Raw genomic sequence first — 20,521 nt, 5'->3', positions numbered from 1 at the left:
TACCTTGTGGGACATGACCACGAGCGACGCTGTCGAGAACGTGACCGAGGAGCCGAAGACGGAAGGTTATGTGCAGCCCGTCGTCGACGTGGCGGCGCTGACCACGCTGCTCGACGGGAAGTACGCCGACGTGCGAGCGCTCGTCCGCAGCAACCTCGCCGAGCACCAGCAGGTCCTCCTCGACGCCGAGGAGATGGGCACCGCCGAGTTCCGCGACCGCGTCCGCGACATCGTGGTCGAGATGGCGGGCACCGGCCAGACCGGCATGGGCTTCCCCGAGTCGTACGGCGGTGGCGGCGACGTCGGAGCCTCGGTGGCCGCCTTCGAGACCCTCGCGCTGGGTGACCTCAGCGTGCTGGTCAAGGTGGGCGTGCAGTTCGGCCTCTTCGGCGGCGCGATCCTCCAGCTCGGCACGAAGGCGCACCACGACGCCTACCCGGCAGACCTGATCACCGGCAGGTTGATGGGCTGCTTCGCGATGACCGAGACGGGGCACGGGTCCAACGTCCGGGCGCTCGGGACCACGGCGACGTACGACGTCGAGACCCGGGAGTTCGTCATCACGACGCCCGACGACGCGAGCCGCAAGGACTACATCGGCAACGCCGCCGCGCACGCCGAGCTGGCGGTCGTCTTCGCCCAGCTCGAGGTCGGCGGCGAGGGCCGCGGTGTGCACGCCTTCGTCGTACCCGTCCGGGCAGACGGCGAAGTCCTGCCCGGCGTGCGGATCGAGGACTGCGGCCACAAGATGGGCCTCAACGGCGTCGACAACGGCCGCATCTGGTTCGACGGGGTGCGCATCCCGCGCACCAGCCTCCTCAACCAGTTCGCCGACGTGACCGAGGCGGGCGACTACGTCAGCCCGATCGAGAACCCCAACAAGCGCTTCTTCACGATGCTCGGCACCCTCGTACAGGGGCGGGTGTGCGTCGGCGGCGCCGGCATCAACGCGGCGAAGGTCGCCCTCACGATCGCGACCCGCTACGGCGCCCGGCGTCGCCAGTCTCGAGGCCGCCGACCCCGACCGGGAGCAGCTGCTCCTCGACTACGGCATGCACCAGCGGCGGCTGTTCCCCCTGATCGCGCGCACCTACGCGCTGCACTTCACGCAGGAGTACGTCGCCGGCCAGCTGCACGACGTCTTCATGGGCGTCGCGGACGACGAGCAGTCGCGGCGCAAGCTCGAGTCGCGGGCGGCGGGGCTCAAGGCGCTGGGCACCCGGCACGCGACCTCGACGATCCGGGAGTGCCGGGAGGCGTGCGGGGGCGCGGGCTACCTCAGCCAGAACCGCTTCACCGCGTTGAAGGCCGACACCGACGTCTTCACGACGTTCGAGGGCGACAACCACGTGCTGCTCCAGCTGGTCGCGAAGGGCCTGCTGACCGACTACTCCAGCGAGTTCTCCGACATGGACCAGTTCGGGATGGTCAGGTTCGTCGCCGGCCTCGCGGTGGAGACGGTGATCGAGAAGACCAGCGCGCACAAGCTCTTCCAGCGGATCAAGGACGCGCTGCCCGGCGGCGACCAGTGGGACCAGGGAGGCCGGTCTCCTCGACCCCAACTACCAGCGCGCGATGCTGCGCTTCCGCGAGGAGCACATGCTCGGCGGCGTGGCCCGGCGCCTCAAGCGCGGCATCGACAACGGGATGAACCCGGGCGAGGTCTTCTCGCGCGTCCGGGACCACGTGATCGGTGCGGCCCGCGCACACGTCGAGCGGATGGTGCTCGACGCCTTCATCCTCAAGATCCGCGCACTGCCCGACGGCGACCAGAAGGTCGCGCTCAACCTGCTCTGCGACCTGCACGCGCTGACCACGATCGAGTCTGACCGCGCGTGGTTCATCGAGCACGGCCGCCTCTCCACCGCCCGCTCGAAGGCGATCAGCCGCGAGATCAACGACCTGTGCCGCAAGCTCCGCCCCCTCGCCGTCGACCCGGTCGACGCGTTCGGCGTGCCGGAGGAGATGCTGCGCTCCCGGGAGATCCTGTCGTGAGCGTGTACGTCGTCCCGGGAGCCGGCCCCGGGCTCGGGCTCGCCACGGCGCGCCGTTTCGCCGACACCGGCCACGCGGTTGTGCTCGTGGGCCAGACGGCCGAGCAGATGGAACCGCTGGTTGCCGACCTCCGATCGGCGGGAGCGACCGCCGAGGGGATCGGTGCCGACCTGACCAATCCTTCCGAGGTCACGGCTCTCATCGAGGGCGTCATCGAGCGCCACGGCCGCATCGACGTCCTCCACTTCAACCCCAGCGCCCGGCGCGAGGCCGACGTCCTGCACCTCACGCCCGACCAGCTCTTCGAGGACCTCGCCCTCGGCGTCGCGCCGCTGCTACCTGCCGTCCGGGCCGCCGTCGGCGCGATGGCGCCCGGTTCGCGGGTGCTCGTCACGGGCAGCATGGCCGCCGACAAGCCGTCGCCGGCCGCGCCCAGCCTCGGCGTCCAGAAGGCCGCGGTCCGCAATCTCGTCACCAGCCTCGACGCCACGCTGTCCGAGCGCGGCATCCGCGCCGTCGCCGTACAGATCAATGGATCGCTGGCGAAGGAGGGTCGGTTCGCGCCGCCCGCGGTCTCTGCAGCGCTGCACGCGGCGACCGTCCGCTCCGACAACGAGTGGACCGCTCACGTGGGCTACGACGGATGAAGCTCCCCCTCATCGGCGCGTGGGACGAGGACCCGCTCTGGGCCAAGTTCTACCCGCTGATGGTCGAGCACCCGGCAATCGGCAAGCCCCTGTGGCGGCTCGGCCTCGGTAGCGACATCACCCGCCTGTACGCCGCCGCGCGGGAGATCGCCGAGCTGCCGGACGGCGCCCGCGTGCTCGACGTGCCGGTCGGCGGCGGGGTGGCGCTGCGTGGTCTGCGACCGGGCGGAAACGTCGACTACGTCGCGGCCGACATCTCGCAGGCGATGCTCGACCGCGCGCTGGACGTCGCGCGACGGCGCGGGGTCGAGGGCCGAGTCACGACCGCCATCGCGGACGTGGGTGCGCTGCCGTTCGAGGACGAGTCGTTCGACCTCGTCGTCTCCCTCACCGGCCTGCACGTCTTCCCCGACCCACGCCCGGCGATCCGCGAGATGGTGCGCGTGCTCAGGCCCGGCGCCGTGATCACCGGGAGCTCGCTGTTCACCGACGACTTCCACGGCCCGGCGCGACGCTACTGAGCTCATCCACGCCGCCGGTCGGGCCGCGCACATCCTCGGTCCGATGTGCAGCTCCGACGACGCACGCCGCTGGCTGGCGGAGGCCGGCGCGGGCGCCGTACGACTCGAGATGAGCGGCGGCATGGGCTATTTCCGGGCGATCAAGGAACAGGTGTCACAGATCTGACGCGGGTGGTGTCTCCATGTCGAACGAGCCAGTCACCGATCAAGGAGTGATCACCATGCCCAGCAGCTTCCGGATCCCCAAGGCCACCATCGATGGTGCGTACGGCGCCGTGATGCGTCGCGTCGCCGCCGGGATGTGGGGCCAGATGCCCGACAACGCCTACGTCCTGTGGCACAACAGGAAGGTCATGAACGGCGTCTTCGGCTTCGAGCGCAAGGTCGCCAAGTGGGACGCCCTCGATCCCCACCTGAAGACCTACGCCGTGATGGCGAGCGCCGGCGTGATCGGCTGCTCGTGGTGCATGGACTTCGGCTACTTCATGGCGCGTGAGGACGGCCTCGACCTCGCCAAGGTCCGCGAGGTGCCGCGCTGGCGCGAGTCGGAGGCCTTCTCCGATCTCGAGCGGGAGGTGATGGCCTACTCGGAGGCGATGACCGCGACCCCGCCGACCGTCACCGACGAGATGGTCGCCAGCCTCGACGAGCAGCTCGGCCACGCCGCGGTCGTCGAGCTGGCGATGATGGTCGCCATCGAGAACGAACGCTCGCGCTTCAACTCGGCCATGGGTCTCGCGAGCCGGGGCTACAGCGACGTGTGCGAGCTGCCCCTCGCCGTACCCTCGAACGCGTGAGCCGGACTGACGCCTTCGCCGCCCACCGCAACCTCCTCTTCACCGTCGCCTACGAGATGCTCGGCTCGGCGGCCGACTCCGAGGACGTGCTGCAGGAGGTCTGGCTGCGGTGGGCCGAGGTGACCGACGACGTGCTCGACGACCGCGCCTACCTCGTGCGGATCACGACGCGACTCTCGCTGAACAAGCTGCGTGGCAACGCGCGGCGTCGGGAGGAGTACGTCGGTCCGTGGCTGCCCGAGCCGCTGCTGACCGCCCCCGACGTGGCCGACGACGTCGAGCTCGCCGACAGCGTCTCGACCGCGATGCTGCTCGTGCTCGAGACGCTACCGCCGGTGGAGCGGGCGGTCTTCGTGCTGCGGGAGGTCTTCGACGTCCCCTACCCCGAGATCGCGGCGGCGGTCGACAAGTCGGAGCCGGCGGTGCGCCAGATCGCCCACCGCGCGAGGTCGCACGTCGAGGCAAGGAGGCCACGCGAGCAGGTCGCGGTGCAGGCGCACCGGGCCGTGCTGGACCGCTTCATCGATGCCGTCAACGGCGGCGACCTCCGAGCCCTGATGGACGCGATGGCGCCCGACATCGTGCTGATCACCGACGGCGGCGGGTTCAAGCAGGCGGCCCTGCGACCGATCCTCGGCGTCGACAAGGTGCTGCGCTTCCCGGTCGGCGTCTACCGGGCCTCGACCCATGCCGAGATCGTCTCGGTCAACGGCGCCCCGGCGCTGCGGCTCGAGCTCGACGGCGAGCTGGAGGCGGTCGCGACGTTCACGTTCGAGGGCGACCCGGTGACCGGCGCCTACATCGTGCGCAACCCGCACAAGCTGGTGAATCTCGACGCGACCCGGCACGTGCTGACCCGCTGAGCAAATATGTAACGCCGGGTCAGTAGCTGTTCCACCCCTGAAATATCAGGGTGGTGACAAGCACTGACCCGGCGTTGCAAGCGGGCGTCAAGCTCAGTGGCCGCCGGCAGCCTTCAGCCGCTCGAAGGAGGCGTGCACCTCGGCCTCGGCCTCTTCGCGGCCGACCCAGTTGGCGCCCTCGACGGACTTGCCGGGCTCAAGGTCCTTGTAGACCTCGAAGAAGTGCTGGATCTCGAGGCGGTCGAACTCCGAGACGTCGTTGATGTCCTTGAGGTGCGACATGCGGGGGTCGTGCGTCGGGACGCAGAGCACCTTGTCGTCGCCGCCGGCCTCGTCGGTCATGCGGAACATGCCGATCGCGCGGACCTTGATGTGGCAGCCCGGGAAGGTCGGGACCACGGAGGATGACGAGCGCGTCGAGAGGGTCGCCGTCGAGACCGAGCGTGTTCTCGATGAAGCCGTAGTCCTCGGGGTAGGCCGTCGAGGTGAAGAGCATCCGGTCGAGGTAGATCTTGCCGCTCTCGTGGTCGATCTCGTACTTGTTGCGAGAGCCCTTGGGGATCTCGATCACCACGTCAAACTCGAACACCAGTGCCTCCGGGTCAATCGGCGCCCCGGCGACTCCGGAGCTGGTCGGATCGGGCACTCTGGGGTGGACCCGGGCCCGGCTCGGGGGTCAGTGTCGCGCACAATGGCACAAAAGGGCCAAAGGAACAGGGGTAAATCGAGTGGGACGTGACGGACGCCACTGGCTCTCCACCCTGCTCGTCCCGGCCATCCCGGGCTGCGCCGTCGCCGCCTACCGCTTCGACTGGGGTCCCCGCTACCTCGGTTGGTACGGCGACGACCCGACCAGCGACCCGGCCGCGGTCGCTCCTCCGGCCGGCCCGGAGTTCCCCGCCCGGCAGGAGCCGGCCCCGGTCGCCGACCCCGTCACGCCGCTGGGGCGTGTGGACCCGGCCGCCGTCGAGGCGGCCCCCGGCCACGGGCCTGCGCGACAAGACGCTGGGCAAGCACGTGGTCGCCGCGGTCGGCGACCTCGGCGGCGACGGGCCGGTGTGGACCCACGACGACGACCAGTTCCTGCCGGCCTCCATCACCAAGCTGCTGACCAGCACCGCGGCGCTGGCCGCGCTCGGCCCCGAAGCCGGGTTCACGACCCGGGTCGTCGCGGGCGCCAGCCCGCGCGAGGTGGTGCTCGTCGGGGGCGGCGACCCCTACCTGTCCAGCAAGCCGCTGACGCCCGAGGAAGCCACGACCACGTATCCCGAGCGGGCCGACATCGTCACCCTCGCCCGGGCGACAGCGGACGCACTCACCGTCCGCAAGCGGATCCGGGTGGTCTACGACGACTCGCTCTTCTCCGGTCCCACGAACAACCCCAAGTGGCGCGCCGACTACGTCCCCGACGACATCGTCACCCCGATCACCGCGCTCTGGGTCGACCGCGGTGCCTCGCCGACCGGCTACGGCAAGTCCGACGACCCGTCCCTGACCGCCGCGGAGGCCTTCGCCAGTGCGTTGAGGAAGCAGGGCGTGAAGGTCGTCGGCGAGCCGACCCGCGGGGTCGCGACGCCCGCAGCCGCCGAGCTCGCGAGCGTCCGGGGCGCGCCGGTCTCCCGGGTCGTCGAGCGTCTCCTCGACGTCAGTGACAACGAGACGGCCGAGGTCCCGGCCCACCACGTCGGCCCGGCGGTCAGCGGCGACGGTTCCTTCGCCGGCGGTGCCGCGGGTGTGCTGAGCACGCTCCAGTCGCTGGGTGTCGAGACCGGGTCGGACGCCGTCCACGACGGCTCCGGGCTCTCGCGCTTCAACCGGCTCTCCCCGGCGACCATGCTGCAGGTCCTCCGGGTCGCGGCGCGCCGACCAGCCCGCGCTGCGCACCTTGATCACCGGTCTGCCGGTGGCCGGCTTCACGGGTTCACTGGCCAACCGGTTCGCCGAAGCGGACGAGGTCGCGCTCGGCGACGTACGCGCCAAGACGGGCACGCTTTCCGGCGTCAGCTCGCTCGCGGGACTCGTGACGGGGCGGGACGGCACGCAGATGGTGTTCGTGCTCGCCGTGGACAAGACCGGCAAGGCGCAGCGAGGTCGACGTCGAGGTCGCGCTCGACAATCTCGCCGCGGACCTCGCCGCCTGCCGTTGCGGCTCCGGCTAGGTTTGCCGCCATGACTGGACTCGTCGACTGGGACTTCGCCGTGAACCTCGGCTCCAAGGTGGCCGGGGACGGCCCCGAGGTGACGAGCGCCGATGCGGCCGCCGCGGTCGCGGAGCTGCGCGCCGGCGCCGACCGCTCGACGGGTCTCGTGCGCGAGTTCACCGGCCTCGTCGCGGCCGAGCACACCGCCCCCGTCCCGGTCGTCGACCGCCGCGGCTGGGTGCAGGCCAACGCCGACGGGTTCGCCAAGATCATCGAGCCGATGGTGGCCAAGCTGTCCGCCAAGAAGGGCACGCCGTCCGGCCTGTCGCTGGCGATCGGCTCGCGCGTCACGGGCGCCGAGGTCGGGCTGCTGCTCGGCTTCCTCGGCACCAAGGTCCTGGGGCAGTTCGACCCGTTCCACGATCCCTCCGGTCGGCTCCTGCTCGTCGCGCCCAACATCGTCCACGTCGAGCGCGAGCTCGGCGCCGACCCGAGCGACTTCCGGCTGTGGGTCTGCTTGCACGAGGAGACGCACCGCGTGCAGTTCACCGCCGTGCCGTGGATGCGCGACCACCTGTTCTCAGAGATGATGGCGCTGACCGACAGCGTCGAGCCGACCCGCCTCGCCGAGGACGCCGTCCGCCGCGTCTCCGAGGCCGTCCGCAGTGGTGGCGGCAGCCTGATGGACATGATGAGCACGCCCGAGCAGCGCGAGATCCTCGACCGGATCACCGGCGTGATGTCGCTGCTCGAGGGTCACGCCGACGTCGTGATGGACGGCGTCGGTCCCACCGTGATCCCGTCCGTCGACAAGATCCGCAAGTCCTTCAACGAGCGTCGCAAGGGCATCGGCACCCTCGACCGCATCCTGCGCCGGCTGCTCGGCCTCGACGCCAAGATGGCGCAGTACCGCGACGGCGCGAAGTTCGTGAACCACGTCGTCGACAAGGTCGGCATGGAGCAGTTCAACGCCGTCTGGGCCGGCCCCGAGAACCTCCCCTCGAAGTCCGAGATCGGCGACCCCGACGCCCGGATCACCCGAGTGCTGTGACCCTGCATCCGTCCCTCGCGGTCGTACGCCGAGGCGTGCGCGCCGTGCTGGATCCGCTCGACCCCGGCGCGACCGTGGTGGTGGCGTGCAGCGGAGGCGCCGACTCGATCGCGCTGCTCTCCGCTTCTCTCTTCGAGGGGCACAAGAGGTCCTTGCGGGTCGTCGGTGTGACCGTCGACCACGGGCTGCAACCCGGCTCCGCTCTTCAGGCCCAGCGGGTCGTCGAGCAGATGGCGGCCATGGGCGCCGACGAGACGATGACCGCGACGGTCACCGTCGACGCGACGGGGGTCGGGCCCGAGGCCGCCGCCCGGCAGGCGCGCTATGCGGTGCTCTCGGAGGTTGCTTCGCGGCTCTCCGCGTCGGTCGTCCTGCTCGGCCACACCCTCGATGACCGGGCCGAGACGGTCCTGCTCGGTCTCACCCGTGGTTCGGGCGGTCGCTCCCTCGCTGGCATGCGGCGCGGGTTCGAAGGCTTCGCGCGCCCGCTCCTCGACGTACGCCGCGACGACACCGTGACCGCCTGTCAGGTCGAGGGCCTGACTGTGTGGGACGACCCGCACAACGTCGATCCCACTTTCACCCGAGTGCGCGTACGGCGAACGATCCTGCCGCTCCTCGAGGACGAGCTCGGCCCCGGCGTTGCCCGCACGCTCGCCCGCACCGCCGACCAGCTCCGCGACGACATGGCGCTGCTCGACTCGCTCGCCGACTCGGCGCTGGCCCGCGTGGCTGGTCCGCACGGCCTCTCGGTCCCGCTGCTCGGCGCCGAGCCGCCGGCCCTGCGGCGCCGGGTCATCCGGCTCGCCGCGGTCGCGGCCGGTGCTCCTCCCGGGGAGCTGTTCCACGAGCACGTCCTCGCCGTCGACGCCCTCCTCACGGACTGGCGGGGCCAGAAGTGGATCGACCTGCCCGGCCACCTCCGCGCCGTACGCCGCGAAGCGCTGCTCGTCCTCGAGCGAGCGCCCTCGTCGGGCGACCCGTCGGGCGACCCCTCGACCCACCCCTCCTGAACTTCCACTCGCACGAGTGGAAGTTCAGGACCCGATCGGCGCTGTCACGCTCAGCCCCCGATGGACTTCCACTCGCACGAGTGGAAATCCATCCGGGGACCGTTGGAGGTCAAGAGCCGCGGAGGGCCGCGCCTGTGGATAACTTCTGCAGCGACCGGTCGATCAGCGGCACGCTGGTGGCATGCACCGCAGCCGTCCCTTCGACCCCCGCGAACCGTTCCCCCGGTTCCGTGCCCTCCTTGCCGGACATTCCGGGGCGTACGTCGACTCGCCGGCCTTTCGAAGGCTGCTCCACGGGATCATCGTGTCGGCGGAGGTGCCGGACTCCGCGCTGCTGCGGGTCAAGGCGGCGCTGGCCTGCTACTTCGACGATGCCTTCGCCTCGCATGCTTCGGCTGCCCGGGTGTGGCGAGTCCCTGTCGCGACGCGGCCGGGCGAGCACGTGACAGTGCCCCTCGACACCCACCGCCTGAGACGACGCGGCGTCACGACTCATCACCGCGCGGGGGCGGATGTCGCCGTGGTCCGGGGTGTTCGGGTGTCGGTGCTGACGGACCTGTTCGTCGAGCTCGCCGAGGAACTGCCCCCGGTCGAGCTCGTCGTCGCGGGGGACTGGATGGTGCGGCGTCAGGGCGTCCGCATCAGCCAGCTCAAGCGAGCCGCGAAGAAGGCGCCGGGCCGGGCCGGACTGCTGGCGCGACAGGCGGCTCGCTTCGTCCGCGCCCGCGTCGACTCGCCCATGGAGTCGCGGCTGCGGATGCTGGTCGTGCTGGCCGGCCTGCCCGAGCCCGTGGTCAACGTCAGCATCCGCGACGAGGACGGGATGGAGATCCGGCGCTACGACCTGAGCTGGCCGGAGGTGCGCGTCGTCGTGGAGTACGACGGACGACACCACGTCGAACGCATCGAGCAGTGGGAGAGCGACCTCGAGCGTCGCGAGGCCATCGATGACGACGACTGGCGCATCCTCGTGGTGGTGGCCGCCGGTGTCTACAAGCGGCCGGAGGAGACCGTCAACCGGGTGTTCCGTCTGCTGGCCGCGCGCGGCCTGCCCGGCCTGCCCGAACGGCCGAGCGACGACTGGCGCCCGCACTTCCCGGGTCAGGCTGCCGCGGCCTGACGGCTGCGGCGCTCGCGCGTCGGCGTACCCACCGATGGAATTCCACTCGCTCGAGTGAAAATGCAGGCCGGGATCGGCACCCCCACGCTCGACCCCGGATGAACTTCCACTCGTAGGAGTGGAAATCCATCGGGAGGCTCGAGAGCGAGCCTGAGCGCCGTACGGCGGAGCGGACCCGTGGCCACACCGGGCCGGTCTGCATCTACGCTGGCGCCATGGAGTCAGCCCACGTGCAGAGCGACCTCGTCAACGTGTTGTTCACCGAAGCGCAGATCCGGGAGCGGCTGGGCGAGATGGCCGTCCAGATCGCGGCGGACTACGAGGGCCATGACCTGCTCATGGTCGGTGTCCTGCGTGGTGCGGTGATGGTGATGGCCGACCTGTCGCGGGCGCTGCCGCGCCACGTCGAGATGGACTGGATGGCGATCAGCTCCTACGGCTCGGGCACCAAGTCCAGTGGTGTGGTGCGGATCCTCAAGGACCTCGACACCGACATCACCGGTCGCCACGTGCTGATCGTCGACGAGATCATCGACACCGGACTGACGCTCAGCTGGCTGGTGAACAGCCTCGGCAGCCGCGGACCCGCGAGCGTCGAGATCGCGACCCTGCTCCGCAAGCCGGAGGCGTTGAGCATGCCGGTGGAGCCGAAGTACGTCGGTTGGGACATCCCCAACGTGTTCGTCGTGGGCTACGGCCCGGACTACCGCGAGGCCTATCGCAACCTGCGCGACATCGGCACGCTGGCACCGCACGTCTACTCCTGAGACGTCCTGAACGACACCCCCTTTCACCCCGCCTGAAACAATGCCTGCACAAGCACGACTCGCACGACCGACACAGAACTGATCCTCCGGCGAAAGATGCAAGTGAAGCGCATATTCAAGGGCCCCCGGCTGTGGATGGTGCTGGCCATGTTCGGCGTCCTGCTGGCCATCCAGTACCTCGCACCCAACGGCGGGTACGACGAGGTCAAGACCTCCGAGCTCAGCTCCCGGATCCGGGACGGCTCCGTCAAGGAGATCGAGTTCGACGGGATGGACCGAGAGATCCGGGCCACCCTCGACGACGGCACCCGCAAGGACAACGACAAGGTCGTCACCCACTACATCGACGGCCAGCAGGAGAGCCTGCTCGCGGCGGTCGACGAGCAGATCGACGCGGGCACGATCGAGGACTCCAACTCCGAGTACCCCCAGCCCAGCATCCTCAGCTCGCTGCTGGTGACCTTGCTCCCGTTCGCGCTGATCGTGCTGCTCTTCATCTTCTTGATGAACCGGGCCCGGGGTGGCGGCCGGGGCGTCATGCAGTTCGCCAAGTCCAAGGCCAAGCTGATCACCAAGGACATGCCGAAGACGACGTTCGCCGACGTCGCCGGCTGTGAAGAGGCGATCGAGGAGCTCGGCGAGATCAAGGAGTTCCTCCGGGAGCCAGCCAAGTTCCGGGCCGTCGGCGCCAAGATCCCCAAGGGCGTCCTGCTGTACGGCCCGCCCGGCACCGGCAAGACGCTGCTGGCCCGCGCCGTCGCGGGCGAGGCGGCCGTGCCGTTCTACTCCATCTCCGGCTCCGACTTCGTCGAGATGTTCGTCGGCGTCGGCGCCAGCCGCGTCCGCGACCTGTTCGAGCAGGCGAAGGAGAATGCCCCCGCCATCGTCTTCATCGACGAGATCGATGCCGTCGGTCGCCACCGCGGTGCCGGCATGGGCGGCGGTCACGACGAGCGCGAGCAGACCCTCAACCAGCTGCTGGTCGAGATGGACGGCTTCGACGTCCGCGGCGGCGTGATCCTGATCGCCGCGACCAACCGTCCCGACGTGCTCGACCCGGCGCTGCTGCGCCCGGGCCGCTTCGACCGCCAGATCGGCGTCGACGCCCCCGACCTCAACGGTCGCCACCGGGTCCTGAAGGTGCACTCGCGTGGCAAGCCGATGGCGGCCGACATCGACCTGCTCAGCGTCGCTCGCCGTACCCCCGGCTTCACCGGTGCCGACCCGGCCAACGTCCTCAACGAGGCCGCGCTGCTCACCGCGCGCCAGAACGAGAAGCTGATCACCGACAAGAGCCTCGACGAGGCCATCGACCGGGTGATCGTGGGCCCTGCAGCGCCGTGCGCGCCTGATGAACGAGAAGGAAAAGCTGATCACGGCCTACCACGAGGGCGGCCACGCCCTCGTCGCCGCGGCGCTGCCCGGCACCGACCCGGTGCACAAGGTGACGATCCTGCCGCGGGGTCGCGCGCTGGGCTACACGATGGTGCTGCCCGACGAGGACAAGTACAGCCAGACGCGCAGCGCGATGCTCGACAGCCCGGCCTACATGCTCGGCGGCATGGCGGCGGAGGCGCTGATCTTCCACGACGTCACCAGCGGTGCCGGCAACGACATCGAGAAGGCGACCAACCTCGCCCGCGCGATGGTCACGCAGTACGGCATGAGCGACCGGCTCGGTGCGATCAAGCTCGGTGACAGCAACTCCGAGCCGTTCCCTGGGACGCGACATGGGCCACCAGCGCAACTACTCCGAAGAGGTCGCCGCGATCATCGACGAGGAGGTCAAGAAGCTTCTGTCCACCGCGCACCGGGGAGGCCTACGACCTGCTCGAGCTCAACCGTGACGTGCTCGACTCGCTGGTGCTCGAGCTGCTCGACAAGGAGACGCTCGACAAGGCCCAGATCGCGGAGATCTTCATCCCGCTGCGACTGCACCCCGATCGTCCGGCGTGGACCGGCTCCGACGCGCGCACGCCCAGCGCGATCCCTCCGGTCGAGATCCCGCAGGAGATCCGTGACCGGGCCGCTGCCGGCGCGCTCGCCCAGAAGGAGGGCGGCGTGATCCTCACCCCGCCCGGCCCCGGCGGCGACACGCACGGAGATGTCCCGGCCGACGGCTCGTCACCCGAACCCCCGGCCTGAACGGACCACGATGACCGACCCGATCAGCCTCGCCGAACGCGACATCCCCGACTACGACCACGCCCGGGCGGAGGCGGCCGTCCGTGAGCTGCTCGCCGCGATCGGGGAGGATCCGGAGCGTGAGGGGCTGCTGGAGACTCCGGCGCGGGTCGCCCGGGCCTATGCCGAGCTGACCCGGGGGCTGCGCCAGCGGCCCGAGGACGTGCTCACCACGACCTTCGACATCGGGCACGACGAGATGGTGCTGGTGCGCGACATCGAGCTGTGGTCGATGTGCGAGCACCACCACGGTGCCGTTCACCGGCGTCGCCCATGTCGGCTACATCCCGGCCGACACCGGCAAGATCACCGGTCTGTCCAAGCTCGCCCGGCTGGTCGACGTCTATGCCAAGCGCCCGCAGGTCCGGGAGCGCCTCACGACGCAGGTCGCCGATGCGCTGATGGATATCCTCGACGCCCGCGGCGTGATCGTGGTGATCGAGGCCGAGCACCTCTGCATGACCATGCGCGGGGTCCGTAAGGCCGGCGCCCGCACGATCACGAGCGCGGTGCGCGGCACGATGCTCAGCGACCGGGCCACCCGCGCCGAAGCAATGGCGCTGATCAACTCACGCCGATGACCCGTCCCCGCGTGATGGGGATCGTCAACGTCACGCCCGACTCCTTCTCCGACGGGGGCCTGTACGCCGACGCCGACCGTGCCATCGAGCACGGCCGCCAGCTCTCGGCCGACGGCGCCGACCTGCTCGACATCGGCGGCGAGTCCACCCGGCCGGGTGCGACCCGGCCGGTGGTCAGCGAGGAGCTCGATCGCGTCATCCCGGTGATCACCGCGCTGGTGGCGCTCGGCGCGGTCGTCTCCGTCGACACCATGCGCGCGGAGGTGGCCGCCGCGGCGCTGGCGGCCGGCGCGCAGATCGTCAACGACGTCTCCGGCGGGCTGGCCGACCCGGACATCCTCTCCGTCGTGGCCGGCAGCAGTGCGACGTACGTCGCGATGCACTGGCGGGCGCACTCGACCACCATGGCGGACTTCACTGACTACGGCCCCGACGGCGTCGTCCAGTCCGTACGCCGCGAGCTCGGGCGCGCGCCTCGACGCGGTCATGGCCGCGGGGATCGAGCCGGAGCGGGTGCTCCTCGACCCGGGGCTCGGCTTCGCCAAGACCGCAGAACAGAACTGGGAGCTGCTGCGCGGGCTGACCGCGATCGAGTCGCTGGGCCGTCCGCTGCTGGTCGGGGCGAGCCGCAAGTCGTTCCCTGGGCGGCCTGCTCGCCGTCGACGGGCACCCGCGCGACGTGGGGGAGCGGGAGTTCGCGCACGTCGCCCTCGTCGCCCTGCTTGCGCAGCACGGTGTCGACTGCCTGCGCGTGCACGACGTCCGCGCGACCTGCGATGCGCTGGCCGTCGTGGACGCGATGGTGGCCGGTGACCGGGCTGTCGGTGGCGTCGGGCAGGGTGAGGTCTCGTGACCGACGAGCTGACCATCACCGGAGTCGAGTGCTTCGCCCACCACGGAGTCTTCGAATTCGAGCGGCGCGAGGGCCAGACCTTCGTGATCGATCTGACCACGGGCCTCGACACCGTGTCCGCGGCGGCGTCCGACGACTTGCAGGACACGGTCGACTACGGAAGCCTCGTGGCGCGGGTCAAAGCCGCCGTCGAGTCCGATCCCGTGGATCTCATCGAGACGGTGGCCCAGCGCATCTCGGACGTGTGCCTCACGGACCGTCGTGTTGAATGGGCCCGCGTGACGATCCACAAGCCGGACGCGCCGATCGAGGCGACGTTCGCAGATGTCACGCTCACGATCACCAGACACAACCCCTAGACAACGAGGGCCAAAATGACCGAGACCCCCAACCCCAACATCGTGGATGCCGACTCCCTCACCGGGGAGATGCACCCGATCCGCCGGGTGGTCGTCGCTCTCGGGTCCAATCTCGGAGAGCGCTTCGCCGCCCTGCAAGGTGCGGTCGACGCCCTTGCGGACACCCCTGACTTCTTCGTCACCGGCGTCTCGCCGGTCTATGAGACGGACGCGGTCGACTCGCCCGACGAGGACTCGCCCAAGTTCCTCAACGCCATCGTCCCGGCCGACACCACCCTGCCGGCCGCTCGCCTCATGGAGCGCGCGCTGGCCGTCGAGGACGCCTTCGATCGCGAGCGCAGCGAGGTCCGCAACGCCCCGCGCACGCTCGACGTCGACCTGATCGTCGTGGGCGATCGCCGGGCCGACGACGACTTCCTTCGCCTGCCGCACCCGCGCGCCCACGAGCGTGCCTTCGTGCTGCAGCCCCGGCACGACCTCGAGCCCGACGCGGTGTTCCCCGACCGCGGTCCGATCGCCGAGCTGCTCTCCGCGCTCGACGCCTCGGGCATCACCAAGGTCGACGATCTGGTGCTCGAGGTCCAGTGACGCAGCCCCCGGTCCCGCCGGAGGGTCACCTTCGCCCCACCACGGGTGCGTCGTTGGCCGTCGCGGCTGTGATCGGCCTGTTCGCCGGCTGGTTGCTGCGACCGGCCATGGTGCGGCTGACCGGGACCGCGCCGTTCGTCACCCGGGTGCAGGCGCTGGCCCCGGGTCTTCGTGGCCGCGGTCCCGGCCTATGTCGCCCGGGCACACGTGGCAGACGATCCGGGTGCGGCACGAGCGGCTGCCCGACAACCGCGCCGTCAACCGCCCCGGTGCTGGCCCGGGCCTGTGCCCCGGTGGGGGCGCTGGCGGCCGGTGGCTACGCCGGATATGCCGTCACCCGGCTGGGTGACGCATCCGAGCTGGCCGACCAACGGCTGCTCAGATGCGCGGTCGCTGCCATCGGTGGCCTGCTCATGATGCTCGCCTCTCTCGCGCTCGAACGAGCGTGTCGCGTCCCCGGGGAGGACAACGGGGCCTAGCCTGACCCCATGTCTTCCCCTCAGCCCCAGCAGTCACACCCGTCACGCACGTCTGCGCGCCGTCGCCAGCGCAGCACCCGCCTGACCGTGGCGGTCGCACTGCTGGTGCTCTCCGCCGTGCTGGTGGTGGGCGCCGTCGTGTCCGGCTCTGCCCTGCTGATCACCGTCGCTGCCGTGACCGGCGTCCTCCCGGGCGCTGCCGCCACGAAGATCACGCACTCCGAGCTCGCCGCCGCGCGTCGAGGCGGCTCGTGATCCGCTGCGCAGGCCAAGGCCTATGCCGCGCTGACTGAACGCCGTACGGCCGAGAACATGAACTTCGCCCTCGACATGCGCCGCAAGATCACCGCGCGTGAAGAGGTCATCGCCGGCCTCGAGGTCGCGCTCAGCACCGCCCAGCGCCACGTGGCCGACCAGACCCGCAAGCTCAACGCCGAGGCGCGACGCGCCGACCCGGCCGAGCGCACGCAGCGCGAGAACGAGGGCTCGATCGCCAGCCTCTCCCGCTCGCTGAGCTCCTCCGAGGAGCGCGCCGCCGAGGCGATCGTGCTGGTCTCCGAGCTGGAGGCCGAGCTCGACGTGCTCAAGGCCGAGCTGCACTCCCGGCAGGTCGCCGCCAACAGCAAGCGCGCCAACTCCGCCTGAGGCGAACGGCCGCCGCACTCGTGTTGCGGCGTAGTCAAGTGCGAGTTTGTGTTCCGCCCCGGGATCACCACCGAATCGCACTTAACTACCCCGGCGCCGGGATGGTGACATCCCGCTAGGGCACAATCGATCGATGTGATCCCAGAGGACAATCGGTTCGAGAGTGACCCCGCTGAAGTTCTCCCCGAGGATCCCGGCCTGCCACGCGGGTGGAACGCGGGCACCGTCGACGGGGCCGACCGGGCCGATGTGGAGAGGTTGACCGAGCTGCTCCGCGCCCACGAGCGCGCCGGCCGGGGGTGGGCCAGCGGCTCCGAGGACGACGTCCCGGTCGAGGTGCACGGCCCGGAGATGCGAGAGAACCTCGTCGTCCGCGACCACACCGGCGACATCCGGGCCCGGGGAAGCGTGCACGACCGCGCCGAGGGCCGGATGCTCTACGTCCACATCGTCGACCGGACGCTGACCGACACGATCGCCCGCGCCTGCTCCGACGTCCTCTTCGAGTGGGCGGTCGCGCAGGCCCGCCGGGTCGGCGCCGAGCGCGGACTCACCGTGCAGCAGATCGACACCGGCGCCTTCCGGGACGACGAGCGTCAGCACGCCCGGCTGGCCGACGCCGGCTTCGAGCGGGTCCGCACGTGGTGGCAGATGAGCCGCTCGGTGATCGCCGAGGAGGTCCAGCTCGTGCCCGATCCCGACGCGTGGAGCGCCGACGGCGTCGACTTCCGGCTCGTACGCCGAGAGGCCGGCGGGATGCCCGACGAGGCCGACCTCCGGGCGGTCCACGACGTGCTCGAGGGCGCGTTCACCGACCACTTCAACTCGGCCGAGGAGACCTTCCACGAGTTCATCCACCGGCTGCGCGAGGACCCGGGCCACCGCTGGGACCACTGGTGGCTGGCCCTCGTGGACGGTCAGCCGGCCGGCGCACTGGTCGGCACCGTGAGCGAGTCGAGCAAGGGGCCGGACGGCTCCTACGTCTCCTACCTCGGCGTGCTCGAGACGGCGCGCGGCCGTGGTGTCGCCAAGGGCCTGCTGCACACGATCATCGCCGACGCGGCCGCCCGTGGACGCGATCGCGTCGGGCTCGAGGTCGACGCAGACTCACCGACCGGCGCCGACGGCCTGTACGTCGCCATGGGCTGGGGCACGAAGTACACCACCGAGTCGTGGCACAAGGACGTGCCCGTCAGCTGAAGTCGAGTGATTGGCTGCACCGTGGATACAGCCACTTCAGCACTCGACTCGGGAAAGTCAGCGCAACGACTCCCGCAACGCCCGGTGCACCCCCGTTGGGCGTCAGCACCCCGACGAACTGGGAGCCGCGCTTGACCCCGATCATCGGCTTGTCGTCGCGCAGCAGCGCGGCGAGGGCCTCCTCGAGGGAGGAGTCGATGTCGATGGCCGCTCCGAGCTGACCGCCGTTGACGCCGTCGAGCGACTCGAGGTGCTCCTCGCGCAGTGGGGTGACCGTGAGCCGGCGCAGGCCGCGCGTCGAGCCCACGAAGTCGGCCACGAAGTCGTCGGCCGGGCGGGCCAGCAGCTCCATCGGGGTGGCGTACTGCGCGAGCCGGCCGCCGACGGCGAAGACCGCGACGCGATCGCCCATGCGCACGGCCTCGTCGATGTCGTGGGTGACCAGCACGACGGTCTTGCCGAGGTCGCGCTGGAGCCTCAGGAACTCGTCCCGGAGCTTGGTACGCACGACCGGGTCGACGGCGCCGAAGGGCTCGTCCATCAGCAGCACCGGCGGGTTGGCGGCCAGCGCGCGGGCCACGCCGACGCGCTGGCGCTGGCCACCCGAGAGCTGGTGCGGGTAGCGATCGGCGTAGTGGTCGGGGTCGAGCCCGACCGTCGTCATCAGCTCGCGCGCCCGCTCGCGGGCGGTGGCCTTCGACTCGCCGTACAGGAGCGGGACGGTCATCACGTTGTTGATGATCTTCTGGTGCGGGAAGAGCCCGATCTGCTGGATGACGTAGCCGATGCCGCGTCGCAGCTGCACCGGATCGGTCTCGGTGACGTCGGTGCCGTCGAGGATGATCCGCCCGGTCGTCGGCTCGATCAGCCGGTTGATCATCTTCAGCGTGGTCGACTTGCCACAGCCCGACGGACCGACCGGGCAGACCATCTCGCCCCGGCGGACGTCCGAGTCCAGCTCGTGCACGGCGACGGTGCCGTCGGGGGTAGGTCTTGCCCACGCCCCCGGAGTCGGATCATCACGTCGGGTGAATCGGAACCGTCGCTCGAGGCGGTAGCGTCCATGCGGTGACCCTACTCGTGGAGACGGCCGCCGCCGGGGTGGCGAGCGCCGAAGGTCCGAGTTGCTACACGCGCCGAGTCAACGAGTGGATCTGCTCCGACTACCTCGTCGACCGGCAGTCCGAGATCGTCGAGGCCACCGTCCAGCACATCTGGATCACCGTTGTCTCCGTGGTCGTGGGACTCGTCATCGCCTTCCCGCTGGCGTTGCTCGCGCGCCGCCTGCCGAGGCTCGAGTCGATGATCCTCGGCGTCACCACCGGCATCTACACGATCCCCTCGCTGGCCCTCTTCCCGCTGATGGTGCCGTTCACCGGCCTGACCGCGACCACGGTCGTGCTGGGGCTCGCGCTGTACGCCCTGACGATCCGGGTGCGCGCCCTGCTCGAGGGCTTCCGCTCGGTGCCCGACGACGTGGTCGAGTCGGCCACCGGCCCGGGCTACAGCCGGCGCAAGCTGCTCTTCGGCATCGAGCTGCCGCTCGCCCTGCCCGTCGTCATGGCCGGCCTCCGCGTCGCGACCGTGTCGACGGTGGCGCTCACGACGGTCGGCTCCCTCGTCAGCGTACGGCGGTCTCGGCAACCTGATCAAGGACGGCGTCAGCACCAACTTCCGGGCCGAGCTGCTCACCGCGTCGGTCATCTGTGTGCTGCTCGCGGTCCTCCTCGACGTCGCGCTCGTCGCCGTACAACGCGTGATGACGCCGTGGACGAGGGGGGTGCGGGCATGAACGTCCCGGCGGAGGCCCGGCGCTACCTGCGCGACGGCGACAACTGGACCGGCGACGGCGGCATGGCCAACCTGCTGAGCCAGCAGCTGCTGCTGACCGTCACGGCGCTGGCGATGGCCGTGGTCATCGGCCTGCCGATCGCGCTGTGGCTCGGGCACATCGGGCGGGGCGGCTTCCTCGCGATCAACGTGTCCAACGTGGGTCGGGCGGTGCCGACGTTTGCGCTGCTTGCGCTGCTCGTGGTCGCGGACTGGCCCGGCACGCCGTCGTTCGGGCCCTACGGCCGCGCCGGCCCGGCGACGCTGATCGCCCTCACCCTCTTCGCGCTGCCGCCGATCATCACCAACGCCTACGTCGCGGTGCGAGAGGTGCCGCCCGACGTGCGCGAGTCGGCGCGCGGCATGGGCATGACCGGGCCGCAGCAGTTCTTCCGGGTCGAGCTGCCGCTGGCGATGCCGCTGGTGATGTCGGGCGTCCGGCTGGCGCTCGTGCAGGTGTGGGCCACCGCGACCATCGCGGCGCTGGTGGCCGGCCCCGGCTTGGGGCGAGTGATCACCGACGGCTTCTTCCGCTCCAACTACGGCAAGGGCATCGCCGGCGCGATCGTGGTCGCCGTGGTCGCGCTCGCGCTGGAGCTCCCCGGCCGCCCCGGTGCAGCGGCTCGCGGATCCCATGCGCAGGGGTGGACCGTCATCGAATCGTGAGGTGGGAATGTCGGTGGCAGCCTCTACCGTTGACGAACCAGTCGACGCCGTCGGCTGACTGCAGCATCCGGACACGCGTGGCATCCCGCCGCGGGACACAGAAGGAATCCCATGCTCGTACGACGCACTCTCGCCGCGGTCCTCACCGCCGGCACCCTCTTCCTCGCCGCCGGCTGTGCCGGGGACGACCTTGCCTCCGACGACGCATCCGACCCCGCCGG

General features: G+C 70.5%; 18 protein-coding genes and 6 pseudogenes. 22 read left to right on the top strand and 2 right to left on the bottom strand.

Annotation, left to right across the window (positions count from 1 at the left end):
• Window positions 1–13: 13 nt before the first annotated feature.
• The 8 genes and pseudogenes from LP418_RS09220 to LP418_RS09185 all read left to right on the top strand — a co-directional run.
• Window positions 14–736, top strand: a pseudogene (locus LP418_RS09220) (acyl-CoA dehydrogenase family protein); the annotation flags it as partial.
• Window positions 737–1,052: 316 nt separating this feature from the next.
• A pseudogene (locus LP418_RS09215) lies at window positions 1,053–1,322 on the top strand (acyl-CoA dehydrogenase family protein); the annotation flags it as partial.
• 253 nt (window positions 1,323–1,575) lie between these two features.
• Window positions 1,576–1,995 (top strand): acyl-CoA dehydrogenase, encoded by a 420-nt coding sequence (locus LP418_RS09210; RefSeq protein ID WP_257956058.1) that lies wholly within the window; start codon window positions 1,576–1,578, stop codon window positions 1,993–1,995.
• Entirely contained in the window at window positions 1,992–2,642 is a 651-nt protein-coding gene (locus tag LP418_RS09205) for an SDR family oxidoreductase (RefSeq protein ID WP_257956057.1), read from the top strand. Before LP418_RS09210 ends, LP418_RS09205 begins: the two co-directional genes overlap by 4 nt.
• Window positions 2,639–3,163: a class I SAM-dependent methyltransferase gene (locus LP418_RS09200; RefSeq protein ID WP_257956056.1), complete on the top strand. Its 525-nt coding sequence runs from the start codon at window positions 2,639–2,641 to the stop codon at window positions 3,161–3,163. Before LP418_RS09205 ends, LP418_RS09200 begins: the two co-directional genes overlap by 4 nt.
• A 43-nt stretch (window positions 3,164–3,206) precedes the next feature.
• Window positions 3,207–3,329, top strand: a complete 123-nt coding sequence (locus tag LP418_RS09195) for a hypothetical protein (protein ID WP_257956055.1) — start codon at window positions 3,207–3,209, stop codon at window positions 3,327–3,329.
• A gap of 55 nt (window positions 3,330–3,384) precedes the next feature.
• Window positions 3,385–3,960, top strand: a complete 576-nt coding sequence (locus tag LP418_RS09190; RefSeq protein WP_257956054.1) for a carboxymuconolactone decarboxylase family protein — start codon at window positions 3,385–3,387, stop codon at window positions 3,958–3,960.
• Window positions 3,957–4,823, top strand: a complete 867-nt coding sequence (locus LP418_RS09185; protein WP_257956053.1) for an RNA polymerase sigma-70 factor — start codon at window positions 3,957–3,959, stop codon at window positions 4,821–4,823. The genes LP418_RS09190 and LP418_RS09185 overlap by 4 nt, the downstream gene beginning before the upstream one ends.
• A 93-nt stretch (window positions 4,824–4,916) precedes the next feature.
• Here the strand turns inward: LP418_RS09185 and LP418_RS09180 are convergent.
• Window positions 4,917–5,430, bottom strand: a pseudogene (locus LP418_RS09180) (inorganic diphosphatase).
• Window positions 5,431–5,771: 341 nt separating this feature from the next.
• Here LP418_RS09180 and LP418_RS09175 point away from each other — a divergent pair.
• The 13 genes and pseudogenes from LP418_RS09175 (at window position 5,772) to LP418_RS09115 (ending at window position 17,804) form a co-directional block, all read left to right on the top strand.
• Window positions 5,772–8,015 (top strand): zinc-dependent metalloprotease, encoded by a 2,244-nt coding sequence (locus tag LP418_RS09175; RefSeq protein ID WP_257956052.1) that lies wholly within the window; start codon window positions 5,772–5,774, stop codon window positions 8,013–8,015.
• Entirely contained in the window at window positions 8,012–9,028 is a 1,017-nt protein-coding gene (gene tilS / locus LP418_RS09170; RefSeq protein ID WP_257956051.1) for a tRNA lysidine(34) synthetase TilS, read from the top strand. The genes LP418_RS09175 and tilS overlap by 4 nt, the downstream gene beginning before the upstream one ends.
• Window positions 9,029–9,332: 304 nt before the next feature.
• Window positions 9,333–10,148 (top strand): hypothetical protein, encoded by an 816-nt coding sequence (locus LP418_RS09165; protein WP_257956050.1) that lies wholly within the window; start codon window positions 9,333–9,335, stop codon window positions 10,146–10,148.
• Window positions 10,149–10,363: 215 nt separating this feature from the next.
• Entirely contained in the window at window positions 10,364–10,915 is a 552-nt protein-coding gene (gene hpt / locus LP418_RS09160; protein ID WP_257956049.1) for a hypoxanthine phosphoribosyltransferase, read from the top strand.
• Between the two features lie 96 nt (window positions 10,916–11,011).
• Window positions 11,012–13,060 (top strand): annotated as a pseudogene (gene ftsH, locus LP418_RS09155) (ATP-dependent zinc metalloprotease FtsH).
• A 10-nt stretch (window positions 13,061–13,070) separates the two neighbouring features.
• Window positions 13,071–13,680: pseudogene (gene folE, locus LP418_RS09150) on the top strand (GTP cyclohydrolase I FolE).
• Window positions 13,677–14,533, top strand: a pseudogene (folP, locus tag LP418_RS32905) (dihydropteroate synthase). The pseudogenes folE and folP overlap by 4 nt, the downstream one beginning before the upstream one ends.
• Window positions 14,530–14,892: a dihydroneopterin aldolase gene (folB, locus tag LP418_RS09140; RefSeq protein WP_257956048.1), complete on the top strand. Its 363-nt coding sequence runs from the start codon at window positions 14,530–14,532 to the stop codon at window positions 14,890–14,892. The pseudogene folP and the gene folB overlap by 4 nt, the downstream one beginning before the upstream one ends.
• A 15-nt stretch (window positions 14,893–14,907) precedes the next feature.
• Entirely contained in the window at window positions 14,908–15,480 is a 573-nt protein-coding gene (folK, locus tag LP418_RS09135) for a 2-amino-4-hydroxy-6-hydroxymethyldihydropteridine diphosphokinase (protein WP_257956047.1), read from the top strand.
• A gap of 53 nt (window positions 15,481–15,533) precedes the next feature.
• On the top strand, window positions 15,534–15,959 hold the full coding sequence (locus LP418_RS09130) for a DUF3180 family protein (protein ID WP_257956046.1): 426 nt from the start codon (window positions 15,534–15,536) through the stop codon (window positions 15,957–15,959).
• Between the two features lie 9 nt (window positions 15,960–15,968).
• Window positions 15,969–16,214, top strand: coding sequence for a hypothetical protein (locus LP418_RS09125; RefSeq protein WP_257956045.1), 246 nt, complete (start codon window positions 15,969–15,971; stop codon window positions 16,212–16,214).
• A 57-nt stretch (window positions 16,215–16,271) separates the two neighbouring features.
• A complete protein-coding gene (locus tag LP418_RS09120) occupies window positions 16,272–16,604 on the top strand; it encodes a hypothetical protein (protein WP_257956044.1) in 333 nt (110 codons plus the stop codon).
• A gap of 249 nt (window positions 16,605–16,853) precedes the next feature.
• Complete coding sequence (locus LP418_RS09115) at window positions 16,854–17,804, top strand: GNAT family N-acetyltransferase (RefSeq protein ID WP_442940149.1); 951 nt, start codon at window positions 16,854–16,856, stop codon at window positions 17,802–17,804.
• Here the strand turns inward: LP418_RS09115 and LP418_RS09110 are convergent.
• Window positions 17,797–18,771 carry an ABC transporter ATP-binding protein gene (locus LP418_RS09110; RefSeq protein WP_257956042.1) on the bottom strand — a complete coding sequence of 325 codons (975 nt, stop codon included), beginning with the start codon at window positions 18,769–18,771 and terminating at the stop codon, window positions 17,797–17,799. The genes LP418_RS09115 and LP418_RS09110 overlap by 8 nt on opposite strands.
• Window positions 18,772–18,872: 101 nt before the next feature.
• Here LP418_RS09110 and LP418_RS09105 point away from each other — a divergent pair, with 101 nt between their 5' ends.
• The gene (locus tag LP418_RS09105) at window positions 18,873–20,300 is read left to right on the top strand and encodes an ABC transporter permease (protein ID WP_257956041.1); all 1,428 of its coding nucleotides are present in this window, start codon (window positions 18,873–18,875) and stop codon (window positions 20,298–20,300) included.
• The last annotated feature ends 221 nt before the right edge of the window (window positions 20,301–20,521 follow it).

Source organism: Nocardioides sp. B-3 (genome assembly GCF_024703895.1).
Taxonomy (GTDB): domain Bacteria; phylum Actinomycetota; class Actinomycetes; order Propionibacteriales; family Nocardioidaceae; genus Nocardioides.
This window is presented reverse-complemented; position numbering and strand designations above follow the sequence as displayed.

Bases quoted from the DNA above. Each gene is read 5' to 3' on its own strand.
- LP418_RS09190 (WP_257956054.1), top strand. From the start codon at position 3,385: ATGCCCAGCAGCTTCCGGATCCCCAAGGCCACCATCGATGGTGCGTAC.
- LP418_RS09120 (WP_257956044.1), top strand. From the start codon at position 16,272: ATGAACTTCGCCCTCGACATGCGCCGCAAGATCACCGCGCGTGAAGAG.
- folK (WP_257956047.1), top strand. From the start codon at position 14,908: ATGACCGAGACCCCCAACCCCAACATCGTGGATGCCGACTCCCTCACC.
- hpt (WP_257956049.1), top strand. From the start codon at position 10,364: ATGGAGTCAGCCCACGTGCAGAGCGACCTCGTCAACGTGTTGTTCACC.
- LP418_RS09200 (WP_257956056.1), top strand. From the start codon at position 2,639: ATGAAGCTCCCCCTCATCGGCGCGTGGGACGAGGACCCGCTCTGGGCC.
- LP418_RS09210 (WP_257956058.1), top strand. From the start codon at position 1,576: ATGCTGCGCTTCCGCGAGGAGCACATGCTCGGCGGCGTGGCCCGGCGC.
- LP418_RS09195 (WP_257956055.1), top strand. From the start codon at position 3,207: ATGTGCAGCTCCGACGACGCACGCCGCTGGCTGGCGGAGGCCGGCGCG.
- LP418_RS09125 (WP_257956045.1), top strand. From the start codon at position 15,969: ATGTCTTCCCCTCAGCCCCAGCAGTCACACCCGTCACGCACGTCTGCG.